The following is a 13,650-nucleotide window of genomic DNA, read 5'->3' as shown; positions in this document are numbered from 1 at the left end:
GTTGACCTTTCTGCGTACAAACATGCCCGCAAGGTACGAATTTTCGGGCTTGCGTCACCCACGTCACCATCTTGATTTTTAAACAATATTGATTTTTAGCAAGTTACAAACATTAAAAAAACAGCTGTCAAAGTCAGGAAATACTTTAAGGAAGACCCAAGAGTTGAACTGCAAAACGTTCACGGCGTAGGCTTCAAACTGGTTACAAAAGACTAATTAACAAGGTAATATGTTTTTTCGCCTTCTCCTATTGGGGAAGGCTTTTTTTATTCGTCACACTCCATGGTCTGTTGAAACTCGAGACGCACAACTTTCGGATTCCACGATGATTCGGGCAAACTACAATAAGTCGAATCGGTGACAAATTCCCAAAGAAGCTCGCCAGGAAGATTGTAGGTCGTGTTGGTCAGAATGATCAGGACACGGTTTTGAGCCACATTGCGAATGACAGCACTGCGATAGCCTTTCCACCAGCCGAAATGATACACAGCACCAGGATGCTTTTCGCTCATGCGCCAGCCAAAACCATAGTTTTCGCCCCGTTTCCAAAAATCGGAACCAGGCTTAAAAGCTTCACACTGAATGCTATCAGGCAAAAGCAGATTACAATCCAAAGCCATCATGAACTTATAAATGTCGTCGACTGTCGAAAACATGATTTTATCACCCATCACGCCATTCAGATAATTGTTTTGTTCCTTGACAGCGCCTTTCCTGTACAATTCATGTCCCTGAACAAGGCAATCCATGTAAAGCGAAACCACCGAATCGTTTCGCATTGAATAAATGTACGAACGGTCCATGCCAAGCGGCTCAAAGATGTTCTCGCGCATGAAATCCTCGAAATGCTGTCCCGAAACACGCTCAACTACTGAAGCCAACAATGCGTAATTGATGTTGTTGTAGAAAAAAGTCACATCAGGAGATGCGTAAACTTCGGGCTTTCGCTCGGCAAGCATTTTGATCATTTCCTCGTTGGAAAAAGGCTTGGATCGGTCGGGCCAGAACTCATCGGCCATGGCATCGTAGCGCGGCAAACCAGAACGATGATTCAGCAAATGCCGAACAGTAACTCCTTCGTAGGAAAATTCAGGAATATAAGTCCGCACATCGGCATCGTAATCCAATTTGCCCTGCGCATATAAAATCATAACTGCCTCAGCCGTAAACATTTTCGAATCGGAAGAAAGCTGGAACTGGTCATCGACACGCAACGAATCAGGATGCCGACGATTGAGTTCGCGCACACCGAAAGCCTTTTTATATACCACTTGTCCCTGCTCAGCATACAAAACCACGCCGTTCATTCCCGATCTGGCCAGATTGGTGAAAAAAGCATCGGCAGTCTTGTGTTTTTTTGCCAAATCTTTCGTTTCCAAATCGGCAAAAATGCTGTCGACATTAATTGAAACCGATGGTGTTATCAGCTCATTATCAGTCTGTTTCCTTTTACAAAAACTAAAGGAAACCAAAACCAGCAGCGAAAACAATATGGCGGAAATTCCGTTTTTCATTGGGGAGCAAAGATAAGGATTTTGCAAGATTAAAAACGACAATTTTTGTCAAAACGGAAATAAAAACATCGTAATTCGCTAATTATTACTAATTTTGCCGCCTTATTTATCAACAACAAACATTATTTCATGTCACAATTTACAGATTTTGGATTGAATCCCGCTCTGTTGAAGGCTATAAAGGAGCTGGGGTTTGAAAATCCTATGCCGATTCAGGAACAATCGATTCCTGTTTTGTTGGAGCAAGATGTTGATTTCGTGGGCCTTGCACAGACGGGTACTGGTAAGACGGCTGCTTTCGGTTTGCCGCTGCTGAACAAAATCGATGCGACACAGCGTTGTGTCCAAGCCTTGATTTTATGTCCGACGCGTGAACTTTGTATGCAGATTACCAAGGACTTACGCAATTATGCCAAGTACATTCCAGAAATCCTGATTGTGCCAGTTTATGGTGGTGCAAGCATTGAACTTCAATTCAAAGACTTAGCCAAAAAACCGCAGATTATCGTTGCCACGCCTGGCCGTCTGCGCGATATGATTCGCCGTAACCGTGTGGATTTCAGTAATGTTAAGACCTTGATTCTTGACGAAGCCGATGAAATGCTCAACATGGGCTTTCAGGAAGAAGTCGACGACATTCTGGAATACATGCCCAAGGAACGCAACACCATGCTGTTCTCTGCCACCATGCCACAGGAAGTCGAGGCCATCCTCAACAAATATATGACCGACCCTGTGAAAGTTGCCGTCGGCAGCCGCAATTCGGGCACTGCCAATGTCGACCACAAGTATTACATGATGGCCGCCAAGGACCGTTATTCGGTGTTGAAGCGCATCATCGACTACACGCCATCAATTTATGGTATCGTGTTCTGCCGCACCAAGTTAGAGACACAGGAAATTGCCGACAACCTGATTCAAGATGGCTATAATGCTGCCGCTTTGCATGGCGATTTGTCGCAAGGTATGCGCGACAACGTGATGGATCATTTCCGCAAAAAGAGCCTGCAACTGCTCATCGCCACCGATGTCGCCGCACGCGGCATTGATGTCAGCGACCTGACACATATTATTAATTACAACCTTCCTGACGACATTGAGACCTACGTTCACCGCAGTGGCCGTACCGGTCGTGCCGACAAACGTGGTATCTGCCTCAGTCTGATTAACTTGCGCGAAAAGAGCAAAATCAAGAAAATAGAAAAAATCGTCAACCGCCCGATTGAAAGAGCCACCATTCCGACAGGAAAAGAAGTTTGCGAAAAGCAACTTTTCAACCACATCGACCGCATTGAGCACGTCGACATCAACCGTGAAGACATTGACGATTACCTGCCAGTCATTTTCCGCAAGCTCGAATGGATGACGCGTGAAGAACTGATTACCAGAATGGTAGCCCTGAACTTCAACCGTTTCCTAGATTATTACAAGAACGCCATCGACCTGAATGTGGACGAAAAAGACGAAAAACGCGACCGCAAGGAACGCAAAAAGGAACTTGCCAACCGCGATGAAGGTCTGAAACGCTTATATTTCGGTCTAGGTAAAAACGACCACATTCTGCCACAGAAAATCATTGGCAAAATCAACGATGTCACTCACACACGCGACATTCGCATTGGACGCATCGATTTGTTTGACGATTACTCATTCGTTGATGTCGAGGAATCAGCTATCCCTATGATTTTGGAATGTTTCGCCGACCCACACAATAACCCGAAAGGCATTGTGGTTGAAGTCGCTAAGGAACAACCTTCGAGAGAGGAACGCGAAAAAGGCAGCAAGAGCGAGCGCAAGGAACGTGGCGGCAGAGGTGAACGTAAAGAAAGAAGCGAGCGCAGCAGCCGTGCCGAACGTGAGGACAAGCCAGAACGCAAGGAACGCGAAGAACGCCGTGAAAAATCGTCGGAAGACAACATGTGGGAAAAGAAATCGAAGAAGAGAAAATCGGATGACGAACCGAAAATAAAAGTGGAACGCTCACGCGATGGCCGCGAATGGATTCCCGATGACGAATGGTTCGCCATGAAGAACCACATCGATTTCTTTGATGACGATGACGAGCGTCCAAGCCGCAAAAAGCGTAATGCCGAAAGAGGCTTTGGTGCCAAGAAAAACAGTTCAAAAAGCTCAGCATCAAGTTCTTCAAGGTCGTCGAAGTCTTCATCGAGAAGTGCATCGAAAGAATCGGGCAGAGGTCGCCGTGGCGCAGCCCGCAACAACGATGATGATTTCTACTCACCACGTCGCCGTGGCGGAGGCAGAAGGAGATAAAATGCTGATTTAAGATTTTTATGGGATTGCCTAACGGCAAGAAATCTTATTAAAATCAAAACCAAAAATCTTTCAAAAGTCATTGTTTGCAAATCAAATAAGATTGTTTATTTGGAATGCAAACACAGATTTTTGAAAGATTATAAATAACGATTTTTGAGAGACTTAACTTCGTTGAATGCAAGCATTTCTTCAGCAAAGCTGAATCCCGTTAATCTTTTAATAACTCAAACAGTATCAGTATCATGGCTTCAGTTAAATCATGGATAAGAGCAGCCCGTCCGCGGACGGTGCTGCTCTCTTTTTCAGGCGTTCTGATGGGCAGTTTCCTTGCTTTAAAGGAGAAAATCTGTTATCCGTCTGTCCTGATTTTTGCTGCCATTACCGCCATTATGCTGCAAATTTTATCCAATTTGGCCAACGATTACGGTGATTATACTAAAGGTATCGACAACACGCAACGTATCGGGCCGAAACGCGAAATGCAAAGCGGCAACATCACAAAACGCGAAATGCTGATCGGCATTCTTATAGCCGTGCTTGCATGCCTTCTTTCTGGCGGAATGCTTCTAATCTGCATAATACTGACAAGTTCAACCCTTCACGATTTATATGTTTTTGCAGCACTTGGCATTGCAGCCATTCTTGCCGCATTATTCTACACTTTAGGAAAACACCCTTACGGCTACAGAGGTTTAGGCGATCTTTTCTGCTTCATTTTCTTTGGATGGGCTGCTGTGGCTGGCACTTGTTATTTGGCCACAAAAAACTTTGATTTTTCGGTTTTACTGCCGGCAAGTGCCATGGGATTTATGTCGAATGCCGTATTGAATATCAACAACATGCGCGATTATGAAAGCGACAAGGCAAGCGGAAAAAACAGTCTGGTCGTCAAAATAGGATTGAAAAAGGCATTTGCTTATCATGCATTTCTCATCGTTGGCGGATTCATTTGCCTTTCAGCATTTTTAATCATCAGACATTGTGTATTTTACACACATCTGTTCTGGCTGCTTTTCCCTTTGTTTGCCAAAGATTTGAAAACCATAAAAAACAATCTTGAAACGTATCAATTCGACCCTTTGCTTCCAAAACAGGTTCGAAACACCTTCTTGCTGACATTGGTTTTCGGGATTTTGTTTCTCCTACATTAGTCTCATGAAAACCGTTTTGATTTGAAAACCATGCGGACCAAAACGAAATTGATGGGAACGACACAGCAATAGGTCGGCAAAGGTGCCAAAGTACTGGAAAAGCCAAGCCATAAGAATAAGTTCAGAAACAACATGTGCAAAACGTAGTTTACGGCATGTGAACCAGCAAATCCTGCTGTTTTTTTCCATGAAAAATTGCTGCGGAAAGTGAATTTCAGTGTTAGCAATAGGTTGAACAACCAGCTCACCACATAACCTATGGTGTAAGCAATGTTGACATTGATGTTGCTTTTGAGCAAATAGTAAACACCATAATGAATGATTGTCGCAATGACGCCGACAATGGCAAAGCGAAAGAATTCGCCAGCAGTTTTTCCCCCTATGATGTCCGACAACCTGAATGCCATGTTTATATTTTCCGATGCAAAACTAAGAAAAAAGATGAAACTGAACTTTTATTTTGTATTTTTGCCCTGTAAATGAATTAAAAATGATTGCAGTTCTTATACCTTGTTACAACGAAGGACTGACCATTGCAAAAGTGGTCAAAGATTTCCGCGTCTTGCTTCCCGAAGCTGTCATTTACGTTTGCGACAACAATTCCACCGACAACACCATTTCCGAAGCCGAACAAGCCGGAGCCATCATTATGAGAGAGACAAAGCAAGGCAAAGGAAACGTAGTCAGAAAAATGTTCCGCGAAATTGATGCCGATTGTTACCTGATGGTTGACGGCGACGACACTTACATAGTCGACAACGCCGCCGAAATGGCTCGTCTTGTCCTCGAGGAGGATGTTGACATGGTCATTGGCGACAGGCTTTCGACCTCTTATTTTCAGGAAAACAAGCGCCATTTTCATAATGTCGGCAACAAACTCGTGCGCTGGTTCATAAATTTCTTCTGGAAAGAAAAAGTCAACGACATCATGACAGGTTACAGAGCCTTCAGTAATCGTTTCGTCAAGTTGTTTCCCGTGATGACTTCCGAATTTGAAATTGAAACCGAAATGACCATTCACGCTTTGGACAAAAGGTTCAATATCAAGGAAATACCATGCGGCTACAAGGATAGGCCGGAAGGCAGCGTTTCAAAACTCAGGACTTTCAAGGATGGACGCAAAGTGCTGAAAACCATTTTTTCGCTTTATAAAAACTACAGACCGATACGCTTTTTCGGCATGCTTTCGCTTATCTTTATCTTGATTTCTGCAATACTCATCATCCCGGTCATTTCGGAATATTTCCAGACCGGATTGGTGCCGCGTTTCCCAACTTTGTTTGTCTCGGCTTTCCTTGCCTTGGGCGGCATGGTCTCTTTTTTCACGGGCCTTTGCCTTGATGTCATAGCACAAAACGAAAGAAAAAACTATGAACTGAAAGTGATTAATTTCTGTCAGAAAAAATGAAATGGGAAGTCCATGATTTGCTGCTGACTTTTGGCATTGTAAATCAATAAATGAAAAACTAAATTGCAAATAATCAGTTGGTTAAAATCCAGAAGCTAAATGCAACATGAAAAAGAATCGCCAAATGAAAACACTCTCCTACATAAAGATATTTGTCCTTTTGATTGCCTCGTATTTTGTGCTTTGCGTTTTGTCGAGCATGATTCCAAATGAGAGAATCAAATATTTTGTTACGAAATCGGCCATCGAATTAGATAAGGAAGGATGCTATCCGAAAGCATTGCTCAACACAACGCAATGCCAGATGGACAACTTTACTGACGCTTTGATACTCAATCAGATGACGTGCATTGATTCCAAGAAGCCTGTTATTTCAGCAATGACGGTCAACAGGCAAAACGATAACGTCAACATGACTCACGCCCTACTCGAATATTTGCAAACCGATTCAGGTTCATCGACTCAGTATGCTCGTTATTGGCATGGAACCACTTTTGTGTTTAGGCCGTTTTTCCTTTCCATGGATTATTCCACACTCAGGTTTTTCCTTTTTGCCATTAGTTCGGTTTTGCTTTTTCTTTTTGCCATAAAATATAGCCGAAAGACTAATATTTGGAAGACTTTACTATTGATAACCAGTTTTTTAAGCTGTTATGTTTTTGTCATGCAGTTTTCCTTGCAATTCTTCCCTGTTTTGGCCATAACTTTGGGCGGTGCCACCTTGCTTTGCAACGACAATAATAGAATCAATTCCAATATCGGCTTGTTTTTCTTCATCATCGGCTCCATCACAAGTTTCTTCGATTTGCTCACCACGCCTTTGCTGACACTCGGTTTCCCGCTTCTGGTCTGGATTTCCTTGCAGCCTGATGAACAGACAGAAATCAAAAAAGATGTTGTCACCATTTTCAAACATTCCGTTTCCTGGTTTTCCGGCTTTGCCCTGACATGGGTTACGAAATGGTTGCTCGGAACAATCGTTTTGGGCGAAAACATATTCAGTGATGCTTGGGAACAATCAGTCTATAGACTTGAAGTAGAAGACTTTACACGATGGGATGCCATCTGTCAAAACTTCGGAATGCTCAATTTCCCTTTGATTATCATCGCTCTATCTCTAATCCTGATTGCCATTATTGTTTCCTTCAATAAAAAAGGCTGGAAAAAAGCGGTGCTGTTTGTCATTGTGGGTCTTTTGCCATATTGCTGGTATTTTGTTCTTTCAAACCACAGCTATCTGCATTGGTGGTTCACCTACAGAAATCAGATTACGAGCGTGGCTTGCTGCCTGCTTGCCTTGGCAAGTTTTGTCTCAACGCCAATGCGAAAACCGATGCAAAATCAATAGCATTAAGATCTTATAGAGAGTCTGCGAAAGTCAGCGAAATCTGCGGGAGAAAACATTCTACATGTCCATATTCGACTGAGCCATCACTTGCTTGGTGTCGGGATTGAAGGCCAAAAGATTGCCTAACCCTGGTTTGTCGGTGATGAAAATGCCGTTGTCAAGAGCTATGAAGTCGTAAGATTCATTATTGTTGATGACCAAATCAATGAAACTGTAATCAACGGGAATGTGTCCGTGAATGATTTTCTTACCGTGCGTTTTGGCGTAATCAACCTTGAAATGCCGCGTCCACATCATGCTGTGTTCGTCTTCAAACGGATTTTCAATGTTGAAATTCATGCCGGCATGAACAAGAATGTAATTTTCCAACTCCATGTATGACGGACAGGCATTCATCCAGTCGATGTAATCCTGCGGAATCTCGCGCGGATGTTTCACACCGAAACTTTTCAGCGTTTCTGTTGCGCCAACAGCTTCCCATTCCTTTTGTTCGGCATGCTTTGCCCCAAACAGCTTTTTCTTTTGGTCAGCCTCAAAAGCCTTGATACAGAGGTCTTCGTGGTTGCCTTTCAGACAATGCACCTCATATTCTTCTTTTTGCAAGTGCCTGAGATAATCGATGACACCTTTTCCGTCAGGGCCACGGTCGATGTAATCGCCCAAAAGAAAGAGCTTATCATATTTTGCCAACCTTAACTGTCGCTCAACCAAGACTTGCAAGGTTTTGGCACAGCCGTGAACATCGGTGACTATCCAGCGTGAAGACATGACTGAACCGACTTAGAATAAATCATTCAGATGCAAGCCATTGTAAAGTTTGCGCAGTTTGCCCTTGCAACTCCAACGAATATCGGAAACGAAACGGCGCACCAGCTCCTTGTAATCGGTGAAAATATCATGAGAGAACAAAAGCAGTATCGTGCCAACCGTAGCCCATTCCCAAGGCATTTTGGAAAACATGACGGCAGTTCCGGCAATGAAAATCAACGGGAAGAGAATGAATTTCACACCAAATGTCACCGTGTTGCCGAAAGCCGGATCTTTGAGTTTGCCCTTGATAATATCCGTTACAAGCCACACGGGAAGATTGACAATGGCCGAAGCCAGGAAGTAAGGCAAGCCAATGACGGCGACAAGGAATTTCCAAACGAAATTGAAGAACGGTAACTTTTTCGCCGTCGATGTGACCGAAATCTTGTTCTTCACACGTTCCTTGGCAAATTCATTGACTTTTTCGAACAACTGCTTGGCTTCTTCAGGATGTTCCTCCTTGTATTTCAACACTTTGGCAACCGTATCACGATTGCGCTGCATTTTCTTGAAAAGGCCGCCTGCGCGTTTTATGTTCTTCATCTTCACGATTTCCCAAATGGCGTTGTAGTCATCGTCGTCAGGGATGAAAGTGAACTGTTCGGAAATACGTTCGTAAAGCATTTCACGCAACTGGTTGATTACCACGGCTTCATTTTCTTCCGTGGATTTTTTGATGAAATCCGTCACGTTGATAGCTTCACCATATTGAATCATGGCCGTACTGCGGAAGCGGAAATAATCGCCGTATTCGATGCCTACCGGAACAATGTAAATCGGCTCTTCTTTGCCAAACTTCTGGTTCGAATCCATGGCGATGTGGAAAATACCCTTGCTCAGACGCAGCAGCGAATGCTTGGTGCGGTGCATACCTTCCGGAAAAATGTAAAGCTCAACGCGATCATGCACCACATCGACAGCCTTGTCGAGAGACTCATCGTTGTTGCGCACAGCAGCCACGCCGTTTCTCATACGGTAGATAGGCAGTATGCCCATGAAAGTCAATATTTTGGCCACTATTGGCTTCTTAAAGATGTCGCCTCTTGCGATAAAGACTTTCTTGCAACGGCTGGAAGCCACCAAAACCAAAGCATCCATCAAGGTGTTGCTATGGTTGACACCAAAAATCAAAGCTCCGTCTTTCGGAAGATTTTTGGCTCCATGTACTTCAAAACGACGGTATGCACGACGGGTGTGAAAAGTGCTGACGTAAAACTGAAATATTGAGTAAAACAAACTTGGATCCTGTATTTTTCGTGCCATTTTTGATGAAATTTGGGTGCGAAAATACGAAATATACTGAATGCAAAAACTTTTTTTCTACTTTTACGGCTTAAAACTCAATCCAAATGATAGTTTTTCATAATAAAACCGCATTTCTGTTTCTCTTTCTTCTGTTCATGACGAGCTGTCAGAATAATGATATTCAGGAAAATGAAGAAACAGAGATTATCTGCATTGACACTACAGAAACAGATAATTCGACAAGCTCACTTGAACAGCTATTGGCAAAAGGAAAACTTATCGCCGTCACCGATTGTGGCGTCTTCAATTACCGCATGACCGATGGAAAGCCGACAGGATTTGAATATGAACTGCTCAACGATTTGTGTTCTTCCCTGAACGTGAAACTCGAACTGATGATTGTCGACAATATCGATTCATGCTTCCAACTGCTTGATTCAAGCCGAATCGACTTGTTAGCCACAGGTGTAAGCACCAACAAGGCCATGAAACGGCGTTATCTGCTCACATCGCCGATTTTGATGCAAAGAAGCGTTCTGGTGCAACGTATGCCGAAACGCTGGCACGACATGTCGACTGGAAATGAAATCGAGAACCAATTGCTTCGCTCACCTTTGGATTTGGCGGGAAAAACCATCGTATTGCCCAAAGGCAGCCACAACGTAAAGGTGTTGCATCATCTTTCCAATGTGATTGGCGACACCATAATCATCATTGAAAACGATTCGCTCAACAGCCTCGACTTGGTGCGTCAGGTTTCGGAAAGCAAAATCGACTATACGGTGGTGGAGGAATATGTGGCGCAAATGGCCGATGCCTATTTCAGCGGATTGGACACCAAGCTCGCCCTCAGCATTGAGCAACCTTTGGGCTGGGCCATGAAGAAAAATGGCAACGACTCCTCTTTATTAATTGCAATCAACAATTGGATTGACAATTACGAACAAAGGAACATGCGTCGCGTGCTGGCGCGTTATGTGAAAAACGGCAACAGCATCATGTCATCGAAAGCAGCACCCGAAGGCCGGATTTGCGAATACGACAAAGCCATACGCAAGGTGGCGAAAAACATCGGCTGGGACTGGCGTCTTTTGGCTTCCATCATCTATCAGGAATCGCATTTCAAGGCCGACCTCGAAAGTGACAAAGGTGCATTTGGCCTAATGCAGCTCATGCCGGTCACTATGGAACAATACGAAATTGACTACGACTCCTCGCCGGAAGAACAGCTTGTCGCTGGCGGAAAACTGATACATTATCTCGACAAGTGTCTGGCAGACAAGGTTGTCGATAGCGTGGAAAGAGTGAAATTCGTATTGGCTGCCTACAATTCAGGCTTGGGTCACATTTACGACGCCCGCCGCCTCGCCGAAAAATACGGCAAAGACCCCAATGTCTGGACTGACAATGTAGATTATTTCATCCTAAACAAGTCGAAATCGCAATATTATAACGATACTTGCTGCAGAAACGGTTATCTCCGAGGAACAGAAACCTATCGTTTTGTCGATGAGGTCATGGAACGTTATGAACATTATCGCGCTTTAGTAAATTGAAAATTGAATTTATATGAAAAAATCCCTTTTTGTTGTTATTATCTTGACCTTCTTTTTCGGTCTGAAGACTGAGGCTCAATCATTTAATGGCGGCCTTATGGCCGGAGCCGTCACTTCACAAGTGAATGGCGACGGCTATGGCGGTTTCCACCAGTTAGGTTGGACGGCGGGAGCTTACGTCAATTTGCCGATAGGCCAAAACTGGTTGTGGCAAACTGAGTTAAAATACGCGCTTTTCGGATCGCATTCCGATGTGAAAGAGGAAATGGCTGGCAAAAACTTCTACAATTTGCGTTTGCATTACATCGAAATGCCTGTCATGTTCCGCTATAAATTGTCGAAACTTTCAATAAGTGGCAAAAGCCTCGATTTCATTTCTTTGGAAATAGGTCCCAGTTTCGATTTCCTAATGAGCTACCGCGACGAGACCGCCTATTCGCCTAACGAACATGCACCTTGGCTGTTTTTCTCCATTACGGGCAATTTGGGGGTTCATTTCGATTTGTCGGAACGTTGGGGCTTAGGCTTGCGTTCCATGAACTCCTTGACACCCATCCGCATAAAGGGCGATGTGCCGCTTTATTCATTCGGCCATTATTACAACATTGCGCTTCAGGCAGTAATCACCTATAATATATTGGCTCCAAATCGTCATTAACGGGAAAAACCAGCACACCTGATTGCTTTTCATCCATCAAAATCCGATTCAATAAGATTTCCAAATCAGCCAAATATTTGCGTATTTTTGCCGCTTATTCCAACAACAATTAAACGATTCAACAACAAACAATTCAACATAATGAAAGAAGTAAGAGTAAGATTTGCCCCAAGTCCGACCGGACCTTTGCACATCGGGGGCGTTAGAACGGCTTTATACAACTATCTGTTTGCCAAGAAGAACGGTGGCAAGATGATCCTCCGCATCGAGGACACCGACCAGACCCGTTTCGTGCCGGGCGCAGAGGATTATATTGTGAAATCATTGGATTGGTGCGGCATCAAGTTCGACGAAAGCGACTATGTCGGCGGCGAATATGGCCCTTACAAACAGAGCAACCGCAAGCACCTTTACAAGCAATACAGCGACGAACTCCTTGAAAAAGGCTGCGCCTACATTGCTTTCGATACCGCTGAGGAACTCGACAAATACCGCAAGGAAGCCGAAGCTAAGAAAGAGACTTTCATCTACAATTGCGAGAGCCGCAAATATCTCCGCAATAGCTTGACAATGAGCAAGGAAGAAGTTGAAACCTTGATAAACAACGGCACACCTTACACGGTGCGTTTCAAGATTCCGGAGAACCGCGAAATCGTCATGCACGACCTGATTCGTGGTGAAGTCCACGTGCAGACCAACACTCTTGACGATAAGATTCTCTTTAAGTCTGACGGAATGCCGACCTATCATTTGGCCAACATCGTCGACGACCATCTGATGAAGATTTCTCACGTCATCCGTGGTGAAGAATGGTTGCCTTCCATGCCTTTGCACGTCATGTTGTACGAAGCTTTTGGTTGGGAAGCACCACAGTTTGCTCACCTGCCGTTACTGCTGAAACCTGATGGCAACGGCAAACTCAGCAAACGTGATGGCGACCGCCTTGGTTTCCCTGTCTTCCCAATGTATTGGGTCGACCCGAAAACTGGCGACACGGCATCGGGCTACAAGCAGTCGGGCTATTATCCGGAAGCTTTCATCAATATGCTGGCTTTGCTGGGTTGGAATCCTGGCACCGAGCAGGAAATCTTCACGATGGAAGAACTTATCGACGCTTTCTCACTTGACCGTTGCAGCAAGAGCGGTGCAAAATTCAATGTCGAAAAGACCAAGTGGTTTAACCACGAATGGCTGATGCGCAAGTCGGAAGAGGAAGTCGGCAAGGATTATCAGGCTTGGCTGAAAGCCGAAAAGGACATTGATGTTGACCTTGATTTTGCCATCAAAGTAGCTGGTTTGGTGAAAGATAGAGTGAACTTCGTCAAGGAATTGTGGGATCAGAGTTTCTTCTTCTTTGAGGCTCCAACCACTTACGACGAAGTTACCGTCAAGAAGCGCTGGAAGGAAAATTCAGCTGAAATGATGAAAAAAGCTGCCGAATTCATCAACGGAATCGAAGATTTCTCAGCAGAAAACATCGACAAGGCTTTGAACGACTGGATTACGGGCAACGAACTCAATATGGGTTTGGTTATGAACGGTTTGCGTCTCATGCTCGTAGGTGCCGGCAAGGGACCACACATCCACGAAATCCTCGCATTGCTCGGCAAGGAAGAAGCCTTGAAGCGCATTGATGCGGGAGTGAAGGTTTTGGGATAAATGTAATTGCTTCTGGCTTTTGGC

At 44.3% G+C, this 13,650-nt stretch carries 11 protein-coding genes; 7 read left to right on the top strand and 4 right to left on the bottom strand.

Annotated elements, in window-relative coordinates; genetic code table 11:
• Nucleotides 1–266 precede the first annotated feature (266 nt).
• Nucleotides 267–1,514: a serine hydrolase domain-containing protein gene (locus tag AC06MN_RS09325; RefSeq protein WP_475672098.1), complete on the bottom strand. Its 1,248-nt coding sequence runs from the start codon at nucleotides 1,512–1,514 to the stop codon at nucleotides 267–269.
• A 129-nt stretch (nucleotides 1,515–1,643) separates the two neighbouring features.
• Here AC06MN_RS09325 and AC06MN_RS09320 point away from each other — a divergent pair, with 129 nt between their 5' ends.
• Nucleotides 1,644–3,788 (top strand): DEAD/DEAH box helicase, encoded by a 2,145-nt coding sequence (locus tag AC06MN_RS09320; RefSeq protein ID WP_475672097.1) that lies wholly within the window; start codon nucleotides 1,644–1,646, stop codon nucleotides 3,786–3,788.
• Between the two features lie 245 nt (nucleotides 3,789–4,033).
• On the top strand, nucleotides 4,034–4,942 hold the full coding sequence (gene menA / locus AC06MN_RS09315; RefSeq protein WP_475672096.1) for a 1,4-dihydroxy-2-naphthoate octaprenyltransferase: 909 nt from the start codon (nucleotides 4,034–4,036) through the stop codon (nucleotides 4,940–4,942).
• A 2-nt stretch (nucleotides 4,943–4,944) separates the two neighbouring features.
• On the opposite strand, the gene AC06MN_RS09310 is transcribed toward menA, so the two are convergent.
• The gene (locus tag AC06MN_RS09310) at nucleotides 4,945–5,349 is read right to left on the bottom strand and encodes a GtrA family protein (protein WP_475672095.1); all 405 of its coding nucleotides are present in this window, start codon (nucleotides 5,347–5,349) and stop codon (nucleotides 4,945–4,947) included.
• Between the two features lie 83 nt (nucleotides 5,350–5,432).
• On the opposite strand from AC06MN_RS09310, the gene AC06MN_RS09305 reads away from it, so the two are divergent.
• Nucleotides 5,433–6,350 carry a glycosyltransferase family 2 protein gene (locus AC06MN_RS09305; protein WP_475672094.1) on the top strand — a complete coding sequence of 306 codons (918 nt, stop codon included), beginning with the start codon at nucleotides 5,433–5,435 and terminating at the stop codon, nucleotides 6,348–6,350.
• A gap of 124 nt (nucleotides 6,351–6,474) precedes the next feature.
• Nucleotides 6,475–7,698 carry a hypothetical protein gene (locus AC06MN_RS09300; RefSeq protein ID WP_475672093.1) on the top strand — a complete coding sequence of 408 codons (1,224 nt, stop codon included), beginning with the start codon at nucleotides 6,475–6,477 and terminating at the stop codon, nucleotides 7,696–7,698.
• 57 nt (nucleotides 7,699–7,755) lie between these two features.
• Here the strand turns inward: AC06MN_RS09300 and AC06MN_RS09295 are convergent, their stop codons facing one another.
• A complete protein-coding gene (locus AC06MN_RS09295; protein ID WP_475672092.1) occupies nucleotides 7,756–8,466 on the bottom strand; it encodes a metallophosphoesterase in 711 nt (236 codons plus the stop codon).
• Nucleotides 8,467–8,478: 12 nt separating this feature from the next.
• On the bottom strand, nucleotides 8,479–9,771 hold the full coding sequence (locus tag AC06MN_RS09290) for a 1-acyl-sn-glycerol-3-phosphate acyltransferase (protein WP_475672091.1): 1,293 nt from the start codon (nucleotides 9,769–9,771) through the stop codon (nucleotides 8,479–8,481).
• Nucleotides 9,772–9,857: 86 nt separating this feature from the next.
• On the opposite strand from AC06MN_RS09290, the gene AC06MN_RS09285 reads away from it, so the two are divergent.
• From AC06MN_RS09285 to gltX, 3 genes are all read left to right on the top strand, one after another.
• Nucleotides 9,858–11,309, top strand: coding sequence for an MltF family protein (locus tag AC06MN_RS09285; RefSeq protein WP_475672090.1), 1,452 nt, complete (start codon nucleotides 9,858–9,860; stop codon nucleotides 11,307–11,309).
• A gap of 13 nt (nucleotides 11,310–11,322) precedes the next feature.
• The gene (locus AC06MN_RS09280; protein ID WP_475672089.1) at nucleotides 11,323–11,967 is read left to right on the top strand and encodes a porin family protein; all 645 of its coding nucleotides are present in this window, start codon (nucleotides 11,323–11,325) and stop codon (nucleotides 11,965–11,967) included.
• A 141-nt stretch (nucleotides 11,968–12,108) separates the two neighbouring features.
• Nucleotides 12,109–13,626, top strand: a complete 1,518-nt coding sequence (gene gltX, locus AC06MN_RS09275; RefSeq protein ID WP_475672088.1) for a glutamate--tRNA ligase — start codon at nucleotides 12,109–12,111, stop codon at nucleotides 13,624–13,626.
• The last annotated feature ends 24 nt before the right edge of the window (nucleotides 13,627–13,650 follow it).

The sequence above is a fragment of the Candidatus Limimorpha sp. genome, assembly GCF_056203535.1.
This window is presented reverse-complemented; position numbering and strand designations above follow the sequence as displayed.